The following is a 19486-nucleotide window of genomic DNA, read 5'->3' on the forward strand; positions in this document are numbered from 1 at the left end:
CCCCCGTCTAACGTCTCGGGCATGGCGACCACACGTTCGAAATCGGCCGGCCCGGCCTACCGCTGCAGCGAGTGCGGAGCGAGTTCCGCCCGCTGGGTCGGTCGCTGCGGCGAGTGCCAGGCGTGGGGCACGATCACCGAGGTCGGCGCCACCAGCGCGACGGTCGTCGCCGCGGCGGCCGCGGCCCGGACGGCCGTCCGCGAACCCGCTCTCCCGATCGCCCAGGTCGACGCCACGGTCGCCGCGGCCCGGCCCACCGGCATCGGCGAACTGGACCGGGCCCTCGGCGGCGGGCTCGTCCCCGGCGCCGTGGTCCTGCTGGCCGGCGAACCCGGTATCGGCAAGTCCACGTTGCTGCTCGAGGTCGGCGAGTCCTTCGCGAGACAGGGCCTCGGGCGGGCGCTCATCGTCACCGGCGAGGAGTCGACGGCCCAGGTGCGGATGCGGGCCGAACGCGTCGGCGCCACCCACCGCGACCTCTACCTCGCCGCCGAGAACGACCTCGCGGCGCTGCTCGCCCACGTCGACACCGTCAAGCCCTCGCTGCTGGTCGTGGACTCCGTGCAGACCGTCGCCACGTCCGCGGTCGAGGGCAGCGCCGGCGGGGTGCCGCAGATCCGTGCCGTCACGGGCGCGCTCATCGCCGTGGCCAAGGAACGTGGGATCGCGACCGTCGTGGTCGGTCACGTCACCAAGGACGGCTCGGTCGCCGGCCCCCGCACGCTGGAGCACCTGGTCGACGTCGTCCTGCACTTCGACGGCGAACGGCACTCGACCCTGCGGCTGATCCGGGCCACCAAGAACCGGTTCGGCCCGGCCGACGAGATCGGCTGCTTCGAGATGCTCGAGTCGGGGCTGGTCAGCCTCGACGACCCGTCCAGCCTGTTCCTCGCCGACCGCACGGTCGCGGTGCCCGGCACCTGCGCCACCGTGACCCTCGAGGGCCGGCGGCCGTTGGTCACCGAGGTCCAGGCCCTCACCTCGCCGACGAACGGCGGCAGCCCACGCCGGGCCGTCACCGACCTCGACCACAACCGCGTGACCATGGCCCTCGCGGTCCTCAGCCGCGCCCTGCCCAACGCCAAGCTGCACGAGGCCGACGTGTTCGTCGCGAGCGTCGGCGGCCTGCGGATCACCGAGCCCGCGGCCGACCTCGCGGTCGCTCTCGCCGTCGCGTCGGCCCACGCCGGCACCCCGTTGCCGCCCACGATGTGCGCCATCGGTGAGGTCGCGTTGTCGGGCGACGTCCGGCGGGTCACCGGCCTGGAGCGCCGCCTCGCGGCGGCGGCCCGGCTGGGGTTCCGCACCGCGGTCATCCCGGCCGGGGCGGCTCCGTCCTCGGCCCCGCCCGGGCTCGAACTGCTCGCCGTGCCGACCGTCGGGGAGGCCGCCGTCGTCCTGCAGCCCTCGAACGTCCGGCGGCTCGACCCGCGCTCGCGGCCGACCCACGCACCCCACCTGGCGCGATCGGGCTGACGAAGATCACCTTTTCGGCGCGATCGGGCCACCAGGGCGCAAACGCGGCGCGGCGGCTGATCGTGACGCCCTAGAATCCGGGCGCCGGGCGAGCCGCGCGCGGCCGCCTCCCAGCCCGCCCACCGCCACCGATCGGAGCCCCCGCGTTGGTCAGCCCGCACCGCGACGACTCCCTGCTGGGTGTCCTCGGGATGATCGCGCCCGGCACCGAACTGCGTGACGGCCTGGAACGGATCCTGCGCGGCAACACCGGGGCGCTCATCGTCGTCGGCTACGACGACGTGGTCGAGGAACTGTCGACCGGCGGCTTCCAGCTCGACGTCGCGTTCTCCGCCACCCGCCTGCGCGAGCTGTGCAAGATGGACGGCGCCGTGGTGATGTCCAGCGACGGCACCCGGATCCTGCGGGCCGCGGCCCACCTCATGCCGGGCAGCGACGTCCCCACCGAGGAGCAGGGCACCCGGCACCGCACGGCGCAGCGGGTCGCCATCCAGACCGGCTACCCCGTCATCTCGGTGTCGCAGTCGATGCGCATCATCGGCGTCTACATCGGCGGGCGCCGGTACGTCGTCGAGAGCGCGAACCAGCTGCTGCCCCGCGCCGACCAGGCCATGGCCACCCTCGAGCGGTACAAGAGCCGCCTCGACGAGGTCAGCAACACCCTGTCCGCCCTGGAGATCGAGGATCTCGTCACCGTCCGCGACGTCACCGTCGTGCTCCAGCGCCTGGAGATGGTGCGCCGGATCGAGCAGGAGATCGTCGGCTACGTTGTCGAGCTCGGCACCGACGGCCGGCTGTTGCAGCTCCAGCTCGATGAGCTCATGGCGGGCGTCATGGTCGACCGCTACGCCATCGTCCGCGACTACGTCCCGGCCGGTCTGGCCGCCCGCACCGTCGAGCAGGTGCTGGCCGAACTCGACACCGTCGACCTGCTCGACCACACGCTGCTCGCCGGCACGTTGGGCCTGTCGACCGCGCCGGAGAACCTCGACGCGCCCATCTCGCCGCGCGGGTTCCGCCTGCTGGCCCGGGTCCCGCGGCTGCCTCCGCTCGTGGTCGACCGGCTGGTCGAGCAGCTCGGGTCGCTGCAGAAGCTGCTCGGGGCGACGGTCGAGGACCTGCAGGCCGTCGACGGCATCGGGGAGAACCGGGCCCGGACCATCCGGGAGGCGCTCGGTCGCCTCGCCGACGTCTCGATCCTCGACCGCTACACCTGAGCCGACTCCTGCGGGGCGCCGTCGACACTGCGCGGCCGTGGCTCAGGTCAGGGCGAAGGTGGCGGGCACGCCGGTGATCTTCCCGAGCGTCGCCTTGAGCGTGTAGGTCCCGGCCGCGACCCTCACCCGTTGGGCGGCGCAGCCCGGCTGCGAGGACAGCCCGGTCCAGGTGATCGAGAGCTTGACCGGCCGGTTCGGCGAGAGGGTCGCGACGTTCGTGCCGGGCTCGACCTTGCAGTCGTGGCTGCCCCAGACCCGGGCGTCACCGTTGTAGACGGTCAGCACGATCTGTCGGTCGGCGAGGTCCTGCGTGCAGGGCCTCATGCCGGTGTTGGTGACCTGCAGCGAGACCACCGGCTCCGACCCCACCTTGTAGCTCTTGGCCGAGGTCACCGCGGCGACCTGCAGTGAGGTCGCGACGCAGGCGGTGACGGCCGCGGCCGACGGACTCGCCGGCGGGGTGGTCGTGGGCGTGGTCGTCGGGGCGCCGGCGGAGCCGGAGGTGGTCGCCGTGGTCGGGGACGGCGAGGTCGGCGCGGAGTTCGACGGCGACGACCCGACCGACGAGGTCGACGCGACCGGTGACGACGCCCCGACGTCGCCCTTGCTGCCGCCGGGCGAGCAGGCGACGTAGAAGGTCAGGATCACGAGGAACAGCAGCGGCAGCACCACCAGCGTCCGGCGTCGCCAGTAGACGGACGGAGGGAGGTTCCCGACGGGCCGCAGACTCATGACCGCCCCACGGTAACCGGGCCGGGCGCCTGCGAGACGAAGTGACACGGCTGCGGCGTGACACGATGAGACGTCATGTCCCGCGCCGCGAAACCCGTTGTGACGACGGCCTTCCCGGTGACGACCGTCCTCGACTGGTACGCCGCCGCCGCCCGCGACCTGCCGTGGCGCCGGCCCGACCGGACGCCGTGGGGCGTGCTGGTCAGCGAGGTGATGCTGCAGCAGACCCCGGTGGTCCGCGTCGAGCCCGCCTGGCACGCGTGGCTGGCGCGGTGGCCGACCCCCGCGACGCTCGCAGCCGAGCCGGCCGGGGAGGCCGTGCGGATGTGGGGGCGCCTCGGCTACCCCCGCCGGGCCCTGCGCCTGCACGCGGCGGCCGTCGCGATGACCGAGCGGCACGGCGGCGAGGTGCCCACCGACCTCGACGACCTGCTGGCCCTGCCCGGCGTCGGCAGCTACACGGCCCGCGCCGTGGCGTCGTTCGCGTTCGCTCAGCGGCACGCGGTGGTCGACACCAACGTGCGGCGGGTGCTGCACCGGGTGCTGTTGGGTGAGGACGACCCGGGCCCCCAGTCGCCGGCGCGCGACCTGGCGCTGGCCGAGGCCGTCGTGCCCGACGAGGCGGCCGTCGCGGCGGTGTTCGCCGTGGCGGTGATGGAACTCGGGGCAGTGGTCTGCACCGCCCGCTCCCCCGCCTGCGACGTGTGTCCGCTCGCGGCCGACTGCCGCTGGCTCGCGGCCGGCCGCCCCGCCGCCGTCGACCGCAAGCCCCGCACCCAGGCCTGGCACGGCACCGACCGCCAGCTCCGGGGACGGCTCATGGCCGTCGTCCGCGAGGCCGACACGCCGGTCGACCGCGTTCAGCTGAACGCGGTCGGCGACGACGACGACCAACGCGAACGCTGCCTCGCAGGCCTGCTGGCCGACGGTCTGCTCGTGACGCACGACGGGGGCGGGACGTTCACGCTGCCCTGATGCACCCCGTGGCAAGTTGATCACGACGTTTGTGTCGTGGAACGGCCCCTTGCAACGACAGAAACGTCGTGATCAAAACCAGACAGGGCCGGACACGACGAAGGCCCGCCACCCCTGACGGGGTGACGGGCCTCTTCGTCGTACGGGGTCCTACTCGGCGGCGGGGATCTGACCGCCGTCGGCGGCAGGGACCTGACCGGCCGCGCCGGCCTCGACCGCGACCGGGATCTCGCCCGGCTTGGCCTCGCCACGGAAGGTGAAGGTCTCCTGGCCGTCCTCACCGACACCGGTGTCGACCAGCACGATCTGACCCGCGGTCAGCTCACCGAAGAGGATCTTCTCCGACAGGCTGTCCTCGATCTCGCGCTGGATCGTGCGACGCAGCGGGCGGGCGCCGAGCACGGGGTCGTAGCCCTTCTTGCTCAGCAACGCCTTGGCCTCGGTCGTGAGCTCGATGCCCATGTCCTTGGCGCGGAGCTGCTCGTCGAGCCGCGCGATCATCAGGTCGACGATGGAGGTGATCTCCTCCGGCGTCAGCTGGTGGAACACGATGATGTCGTCGATGCGGTTGAGGAACTCAGGCTTGAAGTGCTGCTTGAGCTCGTCGTTGACCTTGAGCTTCATCCGCTCGTAGGACGACGCGGTGTCGTTCGACGCCGCGAAGCCCAGGCCGACCGCCTTGGACACGTCACGCGTGCCGAGGTTGCTGGTCAGGATCAGGACCGTGTTCTTGAAGTCCACGATCCGGCCCTGGCCGTCGGTCAGGCGACCGTCCTCGAGCACCTGCAGCAGCGTGTTGAAGACGTCCGGGTGGGCCTTCTCGACCTCGTCGAACAGCACCACGGAGAACGGCTTGCGGCGGACCTTCTCGGTCAGCTGGCCGCCCTCGTCGTAGCCGACGTAGCCGGGAGGGGCACCGACGAGCCGCGACACGGTGTAGCGGTCGTGGAACTCCGACATGTCCAGCTGGATCAAGGCGTCGTCGTCGCCGAAGAGGAATTCGGCGAGCGCCTTGGACAGCTCGGTCTTCCCGACGCCCGAGGGCCCCGCGAAGATGAACGAGCCACCGGGACGCTTCGGGTCCTTCAGGCCGGCGCGCGTGCGACGGATCGCCTGCGAGACCGCCTTGATGGCCTGCTCCTGACCGATGACGCGCTTGTGCAGCTCGTCCTCCATGCGCAGCAGACGCGAGGTCTCCTGCTCGGTCAGCTTGAACACGGGGATGCCGGTCCAGGTCGCGAGGACCTCTGCGATCTCCTCGTCGCCGACCTCGGCGACGACGTCGAGGTCGCCCGCCTTCCACTCCTGCTCCCGCTGGGCCTTCTCGCCCAGCAGCGTCTTCTCCTTGTCGCGCAGCGACGCGGCCTTCTCGAAGTCCTGCGCGTCGATCGCGGACTCCTTGTCCTTGCGGACGGCCGCGATGCGCTCGTCGAAGTCGCGCAGGTCCGGCGGCGCGGTCATGCGCTTGATGCGCATGCGCGAGCCGGCCTCGTCGATGAGGTCGATCGCCTTGTCGGGCAGGAACCGGTCGCTGATGTAACGGTCGGCGAGGCCGGCCGCGGCGACCAGCGCGCTGTCGGTGATCGAGACGCGGTGGTGCGCCTCGTACCGGTCGCGCAGGCCCTTGAGGATCTCGATGGTGTGCGCCACGGTCGGCTCGCCCACCTGCACCGGCTGGAAACGACGCTCGAGCGCGGCGTCCTTCTCCAGGTGCTTGCGGTACTCGTCGAGCGTGGTGGCACCGATGGTCTGCAGCTCCCCGCGGGCGAGCATCGGCTTGAGGATCGACGCGGCGTCGATCGCGCCCTCGGCCGCACCGGCACCGACGAGGGTGTGGATCTCGTCGATGAACATGATGATGTCGCCGCGGGTGCGGATCTCCTTGAGCACCTTCTTCAGGCGCTCCTCGAAGTCACCGCGGTACCGCGAACCGGCCACGAGCGACCCGAGGTCGAGCGTGTAGAGGTGCTTGTCCTTGAGCGTCTCGGGCACCTCGCCCTTGACGATCGCCTGGGCGAGACCCTCGACGACGGCCGTCTTGCCGACGCCCGGCTCGCCGATCAGCACCGGGTTGTTCTTGGTGCGACGCGACAGCACCTGCATGAGGCGCTCGATCTCCTTCTCGCGCCCGATGACCGGGTCGAGCTTGGACTCGCGCGCCGCCTGGGTGAGGTTGCGGCCGAACTGGTCGAGGACCAGTGAGGTCGACGGGGTGGCCTCCGTGGCGGTGCCGGCGGGCTCCTTGGACTGGTAGCCGTTGAGCAGCTGGATGACCTGCTGGCGCACCTTGTTGAGGTCGGCGCCGAGCTTGACGAGGACCTGGGCGGCGACGCCCTCGCCCTCGCGGATGAGGCCGAGCAGGATGTGCTCGGTCCCGATGTAGTTGTGGCCGAGCTGCAGCGCCTCGCGCAGCGACAGCTCCAGGACCTTCTTGGCGCGCGGGGTGAAGGGGATGTGACCGGACGGAGCCTGCTGGCCCTGACCGATGATCTCCTCGACCTGCTGGCGCACGGCGTCCAGCGAGATGCCCAGGCTCTCGAGAGCCTTGGCGGCGACGCCCTCTCCTTCGTGGATCAAGCCCAGGAGGATGTGCTCGGTGCCGATGTAGTTGTGGTTGAGCATCCGGGCCTCTTCTTGGGCCAGGACGACGACCCGGCGAGCCCGGTCGGTGAACCGTTCGAACATGGAACACTCCTCTTCCCCAGTCGGGAGGCTGGTGATCCGACTGTAGTCAGTCCAACGGCCACCGGGCGCCTTCGATGCCCGTCGGGGCGGGACCTCCGCTACCGGCGAACGCGGGAACCCGGGGCCCGCCCCGGTGTCACGACCGCCACGGGCGGGGGCCGGACGCGGTCCGGCGGGGCAGGATCACGTCATGACGACGCCGCTGACACCCACCGAGGTCGAGATCCCCTCCTTCGGGACGCCCGGCCTGCGGGGCTGGCTGGTGCTGCCGGAGGGCGAAAGCCCGTTCCCCGCCGTCGTGGTGGTCCACGAGGCGTTCGGGGTCGACGAGGTCATGAAGCGTCAGGCTGTCCGGCTCGCCCGGGCGGGGTTCGTGGCCCTGCTGCCGGACCTGTTCACCGCCGGCGGGCCGCGTCGTTGCCTGGTCTCGACCATGCGGGCGCTGCGTTCGGGCCACGGGCGGGTGTACGCCGACATCGAGGCCGCCCGTGGGCTGGCGGTCGACCTGCCCGAGTCGACCGGCAAGGTCGGGGTGGTCGGGTTCTGCATGGGTGGGGGGTTCGCCCTGATGACGGCGACCCGCGGGTTCGACGTCGCCGCCGCCAACTACGGGGTCGTGCCGAAGGACCCGGTGCACGCCCTCGCCGGCGCCTGCCCGGTCATCGGCTCCTACGGCGGCGCCGACCGGTTCCTCGGCAAGGAGAAGCCGCCGCGGCAGCTCGAGCAGGCGCTCACCGAGGCCCACGTCGAGCACCGGGTCGACGTCTACCCCGGTGCCGGTCACAGCTTCCTCAACGACGCCCCGGTCGGTCCGGCCTGGATGCAGTCGTTCGAGCGGGTGATGAACGTCGGTCCCGTCCCCGAGGCCGCGACCGTCGCCTGGGAGCAGATCGACACGTTCCTGCACGCCCACCTGGACTGAGCGCGGGTGACCCGGGTCGTCGGCGTCGACGGCTGCCGGGGTGGCTGGCTCGCGGCGGTCGCCTCCGGCCGGACGGTAGAGTGGCACGTGCTCACGACGTTCGACGACGTCCTGGACCTCGCGGCCGGTGACCCGCTCGGTGTCGACATGCCGCTGCCGCCGTTCCCGGCGGCGGGGGCCCGGCGGCGGTCCGACCTCGCCGCCCGGGGGTTCCTCGGCCCGGCCCGCTCCTCGATCTTCTGGACGCCGCCGGCGGACGTGCTGGAGCGGTGGCGCCGCGACCCCGTCCACCCGGTCGGCATCGGGGTGTCGATCCAGACGTGGAACCTGCTGCCGAAGATCGCCGAGGTGCAGGACGCCCTGAGCGCGCGGCCGCGTGCGGTGCTCGAGGTGCACCCCGAGTGCTCGTTCCGGGCCCTCGCTCCCGGTGTGGCCTTCTCCACGAAGAAGCGGGCGGCCGGACGCCGTGAACGCATCGAGGCCTTGACCGAGTTCTTCGACCTTCCCGATGCAGCCGGCCTACCTCGTCGCGGGTTGCTGGAGGACGCCCTCGACGCCACCGCGGCTGCCTGGAGCGCGCTCCGCTACCGCCGCGGCACCTCGTTCACGCTCCCGCCGGACCCGGCGCCGGGCGAGCCGGTCATCGTCGTCTGACCCGGCTCGTCGCCGAAGGTGTCGGCCAGGGCCGTCATCCACGCGATCGCCTGGCGCAGCGTCATGGCGGCGCCCGCGGCGACGGCCGCCCGCCACGACGCGGGGTCGGAGGCGGCGTGGGCGGCGTCGATCTCGGCGCCGTACGGCACCCGACCCACCCACCAACCGTCCTCCACCGGAGCCGCCGTCGTCCGCCAGAGCTCCTCGACCACGCCGACGAGCCGGGCGGCGTCGCCGGGGCGGCCGGCCTCGGCCAACGCGGCGGCGCCGAGCAGGAAGTGGTCGCCGTCGTGCGACGAGCCGGCGTCGGGGTCCACGAAGCCCAGGACCATGGCCATCGCACAGCGGTAGGCCTCGGCGTGGCCACCCCGGACCAGGTGGACGTCACCGAGCCAGGACGGCGCGGTCACCGCGATCCAGTCCGTGCGGTGGGACTGGGCAACGATCTCGGTGAGGCGCTGCTCCGCGTCGTCCCAGTCCTCGTCCGCCACGGCGGCGAAGGCCAACACCCCCTCGAGCGTCTCGCGGGTGAGCGGATCGGGCCGCAGGGCCAGCCCCTCGCGGACGAGCTCGCGGCTGAGGCTCGCATCGCCGAGATAGGTCTGGTGGTGCGCCGCGCTGACCAGGTCGGAGGCGAGGTCGCGCGCGTCGCCCGCCCGGCGGTGGGCCTCGACCACGGCGAGCGCCCGCTGCCCGGCCCCGGCCATGTCGTTGCGCAGGATCGCCACCATCTCCAGCGCGCACTCGAGGTACCCGACCCATCCGTCGTCCTCGGGGGTCGATCCCGCGTCGAACCGCTCCACGACCGGGACCAACGCCGCGCCGTGGCCGCCGGGGAAGAGCGGCAACCAGCGCACGGCGAGCCGCCCCGCCAGCTCGAGGTCGTCGCCGAAGCGGGCGAGCGCGACCTCGACGTCCGGCCACGCCTCGCGGGCGGCCACCTGCACGGCGACGTACTCGGTCCACCGCACCGGGTAGAGCCGCGCGGCGCGGGTGACCATGAGCTCGAGGTGGGCGCGGTACAGGACGTCACGGTCGGAGCCGGCGTCGACCAGCTCGCGCACGTGGGTGCGGACCCGCTCGGCCATGGTGAACCGTCCGTCGCCGCCGGCCCGGACCAGCGACAGGTCGAGCAGCACGGCACTGCCCTCCCACGTGTCGAGGTCGCCGCCCCAGAGCGCGACGAGGTCGTCGAGGTCGTCGACCGACCAGGTGTCGGCGAACGCCGCAACGGCCTCGAACACCGCGCGCGCGTTGGCGTCGAGCAGTGCCACGGTGGTGTCGAGGGCCGCCCGCAGACCGCGCTGCCGCTCGGGGAGGTCGCGGCGCCCACGGCCCAGGGCGTCGATGCCACGCTCGACCGCGCCGAGCAACCCCCGCGCGCCACCCATCCGCACTCTCGCCGCGGCGAGTTCCAGCGCCAGCGGGAAGCCGTCGAGACGACGACACAGTGCGACCACGTCGGCGACGTTCGCTGCCGTGACCGCGAACGACGGGTCCGCGGCGCGAGCCCGGTCGACGAACATGGCCACCGCGCCGGAGCGCAGTGCCTCAGCCGGGTCGGTCTCGTCGAGGGCCGGCAGCGTCAGGGTGTCGAGCGGGACCACCTGCTCGGCCTGCACCCGCAGCGGCGCCTGGCTCGTGGCGAGCACCTGCAGACCCGGACACCGCTCGAGCAGGACACCGACCACCGTGACGTCGGCCAGCAAGTGTTCGAGGTTGTCCAGCACGAGCAGCACGGGGTCGGTCCCGAGCTTCCGGGTGACCGCGTCGACGACGGCGTCGCCTTGCCCGACGGCCGCGCCCACCGCGTCCGCGATCGCGTACAGCAGCGCGTCGCCGTCCGGGAGCGCCGCGGCCGGCACGACCCACACCCCGCCCGGTACGTCGTCGACCAGGTCCCCCGCGGCGGCGAGGGCCAGGCGGGTCTTCCCGGTTCCGCCGAGGCCGGTCAGCGTCACCAGGCGTTCGCCGGCGCGCAGCCGAAGGACCACGTCGGCGCGGTCGGCGGCGCGACCGATCAGGGGAGCCGTGGCGGACGGCAGGTTGTTCCGGGACACCCGCAACGTCCGCGGTGCCGGGAACGCCGCGGCTCGTACCCCGCCCACCACCAGGTGGAACAAGGGGCGGGCGACGGGGAAGTCCTTCACGGCGTGCTCGCCCAGGTCGTCGACGACGACGTCCGGCAGCAGCGCGCGGGTCGCCGCCGACAGCAGGACCTGGCCGCCGTGGGCGGCCGCTCCGAGCCGTGCCGCGTAGTGGACGTCGACGCCCCAGTACGCGCCGTCGCGGACGTGCGGTTCGCCGGTGTGGACGGCCATCCGCACCCGGACCCCCACTCCGCCGGGGAACACGTGCACGCCGAGCGCCTGCTGCGCCTCGGTCACCGCGGCGACCGCGTCCGTGACCCGGGCGAACGCCACGAAGAACGCATCGCCCTCGATGTCGACGACCACACCGTCGTGGTCGGCCCAGACCGACCGCAGCAGCCGGTGGTGCTCGGCCAGGATGTCGCCGTACGTCGCGGGGTGGGCGTGCAGCAGGTCGGTGGATCCCTGGATGTCGGTGAACACCAGCGTGACGGTGCCGGTGGGCAGCTCGCGGACCCCGGTCACGCGGGGAGCGTAACGATCCCGACCCGTGCGGGAACGTCACTCAGCCTGACAGACCTCGCACCAGAACAGGTTGCGGGCGACCATCTCCGTGCGTCGAACGGGGTTCCCGCACACGCGGCACGGCAGCCCCTCGCGCCGGTACACGTAGTGCGCCTTGTCGCGCGTCACCCGTCCGCCCGGGCGGTCGGCCGGGTCGGTGGTGACGATCCGCCCGCTCTTGACGCCCGCCCGCATGAGGGTGACGAGGTCGGGCCAGAGGGCGGACCAGTCGTCGGCGCTCAGCCCGGTGCCGGGTCGGAACGGGCTGATCCGGTGCCGGAACAGGATCTCGGCGCGGTAGACGTTGCCGACACCGGCGAGCCGGGTCTGGTCCATGAGCTGGGCACCGACGGCGACGGTCGAGCGGTGGATGCGGTCGAAGGCGCGGGCGCCGCCGTCCGGGTTGCGGCGCAGCGGGTCCGGGCCGAGGCGCCCGACGACCTCCCTCACCCCGGAGGGGTCGTCGAGGACCTCGCAGGTGATGGCGCCGCGCAGGTCGGTCCAGAAGACGGGCTCGTCGGGCTCGGCGGTCTCGATCCGCATCCGCAGGGCGCCGCGCGGGGGCGGCGGCTCCCCGGTGCCGGCGACGAACTTGCCGTAGAGGCCGAGGTGGACGTGGGTGACCAGGCGCCCCTCGTAGTGCTGGAACAGGTGCTTGCCGTACGCGGTCACCCGCTCCAGACGCCGGCCGTCGACCTGCGCCGCGCCGTCGGCGAACCGCCCCTGGGGGCTGGAGACGGCGACGACGCGGTCGCGGAAGACGGCGTCCTGCTGCTTCGCCAGCCGGTGGAGGGTGTGACCTTCAGGCACCCCGCGACGTTAGCCGGGCCCTACTTCGCCGCGTGGTAGGCGTCGATGATCTCGGCCGGGATGCGGCCGCGGTCCTTGACGTCGTAGCCGCTGGCCCGGGCCCACTCGCGGATCGCCTGGGTCTGCTCGCGGTCGGCGCGGGGCGACGACGTGCTGGCCGCGCGGCTGCTGCTCGACGCGGTGGGCCGGGTGCGGCGCAGCGGGGTGGCGTGCCCGATGTAGGTGGCGAGGGCGTCGCGGAGCTTGCCGGCGTTCTTGGCGTTCAGGTCGATCTCGTAATTGGCACCGTCGATGCCGAACTGGATCGTTTCCTCGGCTTCGCTGCCGTCGATGTCGTCGATGAGTTGTGTGATGGTCTGCTTCGACACAGTGATTTCCCCCCGGGAATTGCACAAATGGTTGCCTGACCGCTTCACCATAGCGCAGGGCTCGAGAGCCGGCGCCATCGAATGCGAATGGTGAACCGGTCGACCATCAATGGCGCGAGTGCTCCGGGCGCACCATCGGGAAAAGGATCGTCTCGCGGATGCCCTTCCCGGTGAGCACCATGATCAACCGGTCGACGCCCATTCCCATGCCCCCGGTCGGCGGCATGCCGTACTCGAGGGCGCGCAGGAAGTCCTCGTCGAGCTCCATGGCTTCGTGGTCGCCCGCGGCCGCGGCCAGCGACTGTTGCACCAGGCGGCGACGCTGGTCGACCGGGTCGTTGAGCTCGGAGTAGGCGGGCGCGAGCTCCACGCCACCGATGACCAGGTCCCAGGCCTCGGCCAGGCGCGGGTCGTCGCGGTGCCGCCGCGCGAGAGGTCTGACCGACACGGGGTAGTCGCGGACGAACGTCGGCTGCAGCAACGTTCGCTCCACGAGCTTCTCGTAGAGCTCCAGCGTGATCTCGCCGGCGTCCCACGCCGGCTGCAGCTCGACGTCGCGGTCCGCGGCGAGGCGGCGCAGCACCTCGGCGTCGGTGTCGATGTCGACCTGCTCCCCCACCGCCTCGGACACCAACTCGAAGACGGTGGCGTGTCGCCACGGCCCCTCGATGTCGATCGGCACCGGGCCGCCGGCGCTGTAGGCAAGCACCTCGGAAAGGCCGAGGGCCGCGGCCGAGTCGACGACCAGCGCACGGGTGAGCGTGGCCATGGTGTCGTAATCGCCGTAGGACTCGTACGCCTCGAGCATGGTGAACTCGGCGGAGTGCGTGGAATCGATGCCCTCGTTGCGGAAGGTCTTGCCGATCTCGTACACCCGCGGAATTCCACCCACGATCGCCCGCTTCAGGAACAGTTCCGTGGCGATTCTCAGAGTCACCTCTGAGTCGAACGCGTTGACGTGGGTGCGGAAGGGCCGCGCGGCCGCTCCACCGTGCACGGTCTGCAGGATCGGGGTCTCGAGTTCGACGTAGTCGCGGCGGTCGAGGGTGTCACGCAGCGAGTGCAGGACGGTGGCGCGGGTGCGGACCATCGACCGGGCCTCCGGCGACATGATGAGGTCGACGTACCGCTGCCGCATGCGGGTGTCCTCGGACAGCTCCTTGTGGGCCACCGGCAGGGGGCGCAACGCCTTGGCGGCGAGCTCCCACCGGTCGACCAGCACCGACAGCTCGCCCCGCTTGGAGGTGATGACCTCCCCGTGCGCCCAGACCAGGTCACCGAGGTCGACGTCGGCCTTCCACGCCGCCAGCGACTCGGCACCCACGGCGTCCAGAGACAGCATCAGCTGGATCTCGGCCTCGCCGTCACGGACGGCCGCGAAGGCGAGCTTGCCGGTGTTGCGCACGAACATCACCCGGCCGGCCACGCCCACCTGGGCACCGGTGTGGACGTCGGCCTCGAGGCCCTCGTGGGCCGCCCGGACGGCCGCGACGTCGTCGGTGCGGTCGACGTGGACCGGGAAGGGGTAGCGGCCGTCGGCGGTGAGGCGCTCGTACTTGTCCAGGCGGACCCGCAGCTGTTCGGGCAGGTCCGGGGCTTCGGTGGGTTCGGCGCTCACGACCGCCGAGCCTAACGAGGTCCGCCCTGACAAATGTCACGGCGCAAACCCCCGTGCCGACGCTGCCGGTCCTGCCCCCGTCCGGCCAGGGTTGTCGGCATGACCCACCCCACCGCAGCCGCCGGCGGACTGTCGCTGCGCGGCGTCTCCAAGTCCTTCCGCACCCCGCGGTCGAACGAGACCAGTTCGGCCGGGTCGGTCGTGCGCGCCGTCCGGTCGCTCGACCTCGACATCGCCCCCGGCGAGACCGTCGCGCTCCTCGGCCCCAACGGCGCCGGGAAGTCGACGACCATCGACATGGTCCTGGGCCTCTCGGACCCCGACGAGGGCGAGGTGCGGGTCTTCGGCCGCACCCCGCAGGCGGCGATCGCGGACGGGGCGATCGGGGCGATGCTGCAGACCGGCGGCCTGCTGCCCGATCTCTCGGTGCGCGAGATGATCGCGATGCTCGCCGCGGTGTTCCCGAAGCCGATGCCGGTCGACGAGGTGCTGCGACTCACGGGCCTCACCGACATCGCCGGCCGCCGCACCGACAAGCTCTCGGGCGGCCAGACCCAGCGGGTGCGCTTCGCGCTCGCGCTGGTCTCCGACCCGGAACTGCTGGTGCTCGACGAGCCGACGGTCGCGATGGACGTGAAGATCCGCCACGAGTTCTGGACGACCATGCGGTCGTTCGCCTCGGGTGGTCGCACCGTGGTCTTCGCGACCCACTATCTGGAGGAGGCCGACCTCTACGCCGACCGGATCGTCCTCATGGCGAACGGCCGGATCGTCGCCGACGGCGCCTCCAGCGAGATCAAGGCACGGGTCGGGCAGCGCACCCTGACCGCGACGCTGCCGGGTGTCGACCTCGCGGCGCTCGCCGCCCTGCCCGGGGTGGCCACGCCTGACCGGCGCGGGGACCAGGTCGTGCTGCGCTGCTCGGACTCCGACGCCACGGTCCGTGCCCTGCTCGCCCGCTACCCCGAGGCGCACGACCTGGAGATCCAGGGTGCGGGCCTCGAGGACGCCTTCCTGCAACTCACCGCCGACCCGTCCGACGAGGCCGCGTCCGCCGTCCCGACCAGCCCGAACCCCAGCCCCACCGACACGGGAGTGACCCGATGAGCGCCGCCACCTACACCGGTCTGGAACTGCGACGGTCGTTGCGCAACCGCCGGTTCTTCATCTTCAGCCTGGCCGTCCCGGTCGTCTTCCTCATCATCTTCGGGACGTCGACGGGCGGCAGCGACGGCGACTTCAGCGGCACCGGCATCTCGGCGATGGCGTTCTACCTCGGCGGGCTGGTGAGCTTCAGCGCGATGTCGGCGATGATCGGCGGCGGCGCACGGATCTCGGCCGAGCGGGTCACCGGCTGGAACCGGCAGCTGCGCCTGACCCCGCTCAAGCCGTCGACGTACTTCGCCTCGAAACTGCTGGTCAGTTACACGGTGCTGGTCATGTCGGTCGTCCTGCTGTCCGCCGTCGCCCTCGCGTTCGGCGCCGACCTGCAACCGTTGCACTGGCTTGCGATGCTCGGGCTCGTGGCGCTGGCGGCGATCCCGTTCGCGGGCTTCGGGATCGGGATCGGGCACCTGCTCAAGCCGGATTCGATCGGGCCGGTGCTCGGCACCTCGGTCGGTCTGCTCGCCTTCCTCGGCGGCACCTGGTACCCGCCGACCGGGACGCTCGCGACCATCGGCAAGCTGCTGCCGTCGTGGTGGATCGCGGCGGGCGGGCACGTCGCCTCCGGCGGCCCGGCGTGGTCGCTCGAGGGCTGGATCGTCGTCGCGGCCTGGGGGACCGCCGCCGTCGCGTTCGCGATGTGGGCCTGGCGTCGCGACACCAAGCGCGTCTGATCGTCCTACGCTCGTGACGATGTCCGCCGACGACCAGTCCGCCTCCGCCGACCACCGCCGCCGGTGGTCGGGCGGGTGGCGCCGCTACCTGTTCCCGGGCATCTGGCTGGTCTACCTGGTCCAGACGATCGGCGGCATCGGCGAGCACAGTTCCGGTGTCGCCGAGGTGATCGGGTACGTGATTCTCGGCGTGTACGCGATCGGCTACATGATCGCGCTGCCCGCCGGATGGTCCGGTGACACCCGCCGGTTCCGCCAGGTCTTCGTGGTCATGGTGCTGCTCTCGCTCGCCGAGATCCCCCTGGCACACGAGGACGCGTTCGTCATGTGGGTCTACATCGGCGTGCTGGTGGTCGCCGGGTTCCGCCGGTTCGCGCTGCCGGCCATCGCCGTCATGACCGCGGTCGCGGTGGTGCTGCCGAAGCTCGTCACCTCGTGGCACGCCGACTTCGACTGGGACATGCTGCTGACGCTGCCGCTGGTCGGCCTCGCGATGTACGGGTTCTTCTCGATCATCGCGACCAACAAGGCCCTGGCCGAGGCCCGCACCGAGGTGGTCCGTTTGGCCGCCGAGAACGAGCGCTCGCGCATCGCCCGCGACCTGCACGACCTGCTCGGCCACTCCCTCACCACCATCACGGTCAAGGCGGGCCTCGCCCGCAAGCTCGCCGAACGCGAGACGGTCGACGGCGCGCAGAGCCGCACCGCGCGCGAGATCGCCGAGGTCGAGGCGGTGGCGCGGCGTTCGCTGACCGAGGTCCGGGCGGCGGTCGCGGGATTCGCCGACGTGTCGCTGGCGGGCGAGATCGCGACGGCCCGCGAGGTGCTGCGGGCGGCCGCCATCGACGCCGACGTGCCGCGTGCCGTGGACACCGTCGACCCCGTCCGCAGCGAGCTGTTCGGGTGGGTGGTACGCGAGGCCGTCACCAACGTCGTCCGACACACCCGGGCCCAGCGCTGTGTGATCACCGCCGGGCCGACGTGGGTCGAGGTCCGCGACGACGGCTTCGGCGCCTCCGACCGCCCGCCGGCGGATGGCGCGGTGTCCGACGGTCACGGCCTGTCCGGTCTCTGTGCCCGGATCGAGGCGGCCGGCGGCACCCTCCACGTCGGCCGGGTGGCCGGCGGGTGGCGGGTGCGGGCCGAGGTACCGGACGCTCCCGTGGCGGCCGCGGCGCCCACCGTGACCGACCGGGACCTGTTCAGGCCGCCGGAGCGCACCGTCCGGTGACGATCCGCATCCTGATCGCCGACGACCAGACCCTCATCCGCACCGCGCTCGCCGCGCTGCTGGAGTTGGAGGACGACTTCGAGGTCGTCGCCCAGGTCGGACGCGGCGACGAGGTCATGGCGGCGGCGATCTCCTCGGCCCCTGACGTCGCGCTGCTCGACATCGAGATGCCGGGCATCGACGGCCTGGCCGCCGCGGCCACGCTGCAGGCCGAGGTGCCGTCGTGCCGGGTGCTCATCGTGACGACGTTCGGACGTCCGGGCTACCTGCGCCGGGCGATGGAGGCCGGCGCCGCGGGGTTCGTCGTGAAGGACTCCCCCGCCGAGCAGCTGGCCGACGCCATCCGCCGGGTCGCGGCCGGCGAGCACGTCGTCGACCCCGCCCTGGCCGCGGCGACGCTCGCTGGCGGCACCTCGCCGCTCACGGCTCGCGAACGGGACGTCCTGGTCGCGGCACGCGACGGCGCCACCGTGGCCGACATCGCGTCCCGGCTGTTCCTCTCCGAGGGGACGGTGCGCAACTACCTGTCGGGCGCGATCGCGAAGTGCCAGGTGCGCAACCGGGTCGAGGCGGTGCGCCTCGCCGACGAGCGCGGCTGGCTCTGACCGCCCGCACGGCCGGCGTCAGGGGAGATTGCGGTCGTAGATCAGGCGGAGGCCGAGCAGCGTGAGGTCGGGTTCGTGGCGGGTGATGGCCTCGGACAGACCGACCATGAGCACGGCGAGTCCGCCGGTGGCGATGATCTCGATGTCGTCGGGGGCGTCAGGACCGAGCGCCTCGACCAACCGCCGCACCAGACCGTCGATCTGCCCGGCGAAGCCGTAGAGGATGCCCGACTGCAGGGCCTCCACCGTGGTCTTGCCGATCGGGCTGCGCGGCTCGACGAGTTCGACCTTGCGCAGCGCGGCGGCGCGGGCCGCGAGGGCGTCGACCGAGATCTCGATGCCGGTCGCGAGCGCCCCGCCGAGGAACTCACCCTTGGGGCCGACGACGTCGAAGTTCGTGGAGGTGCCGAAGTCGACGACGATGCACGTGGCGCCGGTCAGGTGGAAGGCGGCCGCGGTGTTGCACACCCGGTCGGGGCCGACCTCCTTCGGGTTGTCGTAACGCAGCGCGACGCCGGTCGACACCCCGGGTTCGACGATGACGGTGGGGACGTCGGCGTAGTACCTCTCGAGCATGGCGCGCAGTTCGCGGAGCGCCGCCGGAACGGTGCTGCATGCAGCGATCCCGGTGATCGGATGATCGTGCAACAGTCCGCGGAAGACCAGGATCATCTCGTCGGCCGTGGTGCGGGCGTCGGTCTTGATGCGCCAGCTCGCGGTCAGCGTCTCGCCCTCGTACAGCCCGAGGACGGTGTTCGTGTTGCCGATGTCGATCGCGAGCAGCATGGGTTCCCTCTAGGGCAGGTCGAGCGGGACGTTGTCGATCAGGCGCACACTGCCGATCCGCGCTGCGGCGAGCAAGCGCGCCGGGCCGTGGGCCGGCGCCGGACCCAGGTCCGGCGAGCGCACGGCGACGTAGTCGACGTCGATCCCCGGGTGCCCGGCGAGCGCGCGGGACGCGGCGGCGACGACATCCGCGGACGTCGCGGCGTCGCGGGCGGCGTCGACGCCCGCCTGCAGAGCGTGGGCGAACACGGTCGCGGCGGCGCGGTCGTCGGGGCCGAGGAAGACGTTGCGGCTGCTACGGGCCAGGCCGTCGGGCTCGCGCACGGTGGGGACGCCCACGACGTCGACCCCGAGGTCGAGATCAGCCGTCATCCGGCGCACCAGCACGAGTTGCTGGTAGTCCTTCTCACCGAAGTAGGCGCGGTCGGGGCGGACGGTCCCGAACAGTTTGGCGACGACGGTGAGCGCGCCGCCGAAGTGCCCGGGACGCGACGCCCCCTCGAGGTCGTCGCCGAGCGGGCCGGGGTCGACGCGGACCTGCACGTCGCCGTCGGGGTAGACGTCGTGGACGGTGGGCGCCCACACGACGTCGGCCCGCGCTCCCAGAGCAGCGAGGTCGGCGTCGAGGGTGCGCGGGTAGCGGTCGAGGTCGGCGGCGTCGCCGAACTGCAACGGGTTGACGAACACGCTGACGACGACGGTGGCGTTCTCCGCGCGGGCCCGCTCGGCGAGGGCGAGGTGGCCGTCGTGCAGGGCGCCCATGGTCGGGACCAGACCGACCGGGCGGGGCACGCGCGCCAAGCGCGCGGCGAGCTCGGCCCGGGTGACGACGACGTCGGTCACGTCCGCCCGCCCCGCGTCGGACCGGGGGTGGCTCCGGCGTCGAGCCGGGCGCGGACGGCGTCGGCGGCGGCG

General features: G+C 72.5%; 17 protein-coding genes. 9 read left to right on the forward strand and 8 right to left on the reverse strand.

The window, feature by feature from the left end; all coding sequences use genetic code 11:
• The first annotated feature begins 21 nt into the window (after positions 1-21).
• Together radA and disA are read left to right on the forward strand one after the other, a co-directional pair.
• A complete protein-coding gene (radA, locus tag ACXR2U_RS01225; RefSeq protein WP_458823077.1) occupies positions 22-1476 on the forward strand; it encodes a DNA repair protein RadA in 1455 nt (484 codons plus the stop codon).
• 146 nt (positions 1477-1622) lie between these two features.
• Positions 1623-2693, forward strand: a complete 1071-nt coding sequence (disA, locus tag ACXR2U_RS01230; protein WP_458823078.1) for a DNA integrity scanning diadenylate cyclase DisA — start codon at positions 1623-1625, stop codon at positions 2691-2693.
• A gap of 42 nt (positions 2694-2735) precedes the next feature.
• Here the strand turns inward: disA and ACXR2U_RS01235 are convergent, their stop codons facing one another.
• A complete protein-coding gene (locus tag ACXR2U_RS01235; protein ID WP_458823079.1) occupies positions 2736-3425 on the reverse strand; it encodes a hypothetical protein in 690 nt (229 codons plus the stop codon).
• A 75-nt stretch (positions 3426-3500) separates the two neighbouring features.
• On the opposite strand from ACXR2U_RS01235, the gene ACXR2U_RS01240 reads away from it, so the two are divergent.
• Positions 3501-4400 (forward strand): HhH-GPD family protein, encoded by a 900-nt coding sequence (locus tag ACXR2U_RS01240; protein ID WP_458823080.1) that lies wholly within the window; start codon positions 3501-3503, stop codon positions 4398-4400.
• A gap of 150 nt (positions 4401-4550) precedes the next feature.
• Here the strand turns inward: ACXR2U_RS01240 and ACXR2U_RS01245 are convergent, their stop codons facing one another.
• Entirely contained in the window at positions 4551-7085 is a 2535-nt protein-coding gene (locus ACXR2U_RS01245; RefSeq protein WP_458823081.1) for an ATP-dependent Clp protease ATP-binding subunit, read from the reverse strand.
• Between the two features lie 190 nt (positions 7086-7275).
• Here ACXR2U_RS01245 and ACXR2U_RS01250 point away from each other — a divergent pair, with 190 nt between their 5' ends.
• Together ACXR2U_RS01250 and ACXR2U_RS01255 are read left to right on the forward strand one after the other, a co-directional pair.
• Positions 7276-8007: a dienelactone hydrolase family protein gene (locus ACXR2U_RS01250; protein ID WP_458823082.1), complete on the forward strand. Its 732-nt coding sequence runs from the start codon at positions 7276-7278 to the stop codon at positions 8005-8007.
• Between the two features lie 6 nt (positions 8008-8013).
• Entirely contained in the window at positions 8014-8661 is a 648-nt protein-coding gene (locus tag ACXR2U_RS01255) for a DUF429 domain-containing protein (RefSeq protein ID WP_458823083.1), read from the forward strand.
• Here the strand turns inward: ACXR2U_RS01255 and ACXR2U_RS01260 are convergent.
• The 4 genes from ACXR2U_RS01260 to lysS all read right to left on the reverse strand — a co-directional run bounded on the left by ACXR2U_RS01260 (position 8592) and on the right by lysS (position 14111).
• Positions 8592-11276: an ATP-binding protein gene (locus ACXR2U_RS01260; protein ID WP_458823084.1), complete on the reverse strand. Its 2685-nt coding sequence runs from the start codon at positions 11274-11276 to the stop codon at positions 8592-8594. The two genes, ACXR2U_RS01255 and ACXR2U_RS01260, sit on opposite strands and share 70 nt — an antisense overlap.
• 36 nt (positions 11277-11312) lie before the next feature.
• Positions 11313-12125, reverse strand: coding sequence for an Fpg/Nei family DNA glycosylase (locus ACXR2U_RS01265; RefSeq protein WP_458823085.1), 813 nt, complete (start codon positions 12123-12125; stop codon positions 11313-11315).
• Positions 12126-12145: 20 nt separating this feature from the next.
• Positions 12146-12493, reverse strand: coding sequence for a histone-like nucleoid-structuring protein Lsr2 (locus tag ACXR2U_RS01270; protein ID WP_458823086.1), 348 nt, complete (start codon positions 12491-12493; stop codon positions 12146-12148).
• A 106-nt stretch (positions 12494-12599) separates the two neighbouring features.
• Entirely contained in the window at positions 12600-14111 is a 1512-nt protein-coding gene (gene lysS / locus ACXR2U_RS01275) for a lysine--tRNA ligase (RefSeq protein ID WP_458823087.1), read from the reverse strand.
• 99 nt (positions 14112-14210) lie between these two features.
• On the opposite strand from lysS, the gene ACXR2U_RS01280 reads away from it, so the two are divergent.
• Genes ACXR2U_RS01280 through ACXR2U_RS01295 form a run of 4 tightly spaced genes read left to right on the forward strand, consistent with a single transcriptional unit; the run spans position 14211 to position 17785 of the window.
• Positions 14211-15218, forward strand: coding sequence for an ABC transporter ATP-binding protein (locus tag ACXR2U_RS01280; RefSeq protein WP_458823088.1), 1008 nt, complete (start codon positions 14211-14213; stop codon positions 15216-15218).
• Complete coding sequence (locus tag ACXR2U_RS01285) at positions 15215-15949, forward strand: ABC transporter permease (protein ID WP_458823089.1); 735 nt, start codon at positions 15215-15217, stop codon at positions 15947-15949. The genes ACXR2U_RS01280 and ACXR2U_RS01285 overlap by 4 nt, the downstream gene beginning before the upstream one ends.
• 19 nt (positions 15950-15968) lie before the next feature.
• Complete coding sequence (locus ACXR2U_RS01290; protein WP_458823090.1) at positions 15969-17180, forward strand: sensor histidine kinase; 1212 nt, start codon at positions 15969-15971, stop codon at positions 17178-17180.
• A complete protein-coding gene (locus tag ACXR2U_RS01295; protein ID WP_458823091.1) occupies positions 17177-17785 on the forward strand; it encodes a response regulator in 609 nt (202 codons plus the stop codon). The genes ACXR2U_RS01290 and ACXR2U_RS01295 overlap by 4 nt, the downstream gene beginning before the upstream one ends.
• 18 nt (positions 17786-17803) lie before the next feature.
• On the opposite strand, the gene ACXR2U_RS01300 is transcribed toward ACXR2U_RS01295, so the two are convergent.
• The gene (locus tag ACXR2U_RS01300; protein WP_458823092.1) at positions 17804-18571 is read right to left on the reverse strand and encodes a type III pantothenate kinase; all 768 of its coding nucleotides are present in this window, start codon (positions 18569-18571) and stop codon (positions 17804-17806) included.
• A 9-nt stretch (positions 18572-18580) separates the two neighbouring features.
• The gene (gene panC / locus ACXR2U_RS01305) at positions 18581-19414 is read right to left on the reverse strand and encodes a pantoate--beta-alanine ligase (RefSeq protein WP_458823093.1); all 834 of its coding nucleotides are present in this window, start codon (positions 19412-19414) and stop codon (positions 18581-18583) included.
• Positions 19415-19486: the final 72 nt, after the last annotated feature.

This window comes from Jatrophihabitans sp. YIM 134969 (genome assembly GCF_054456675.1).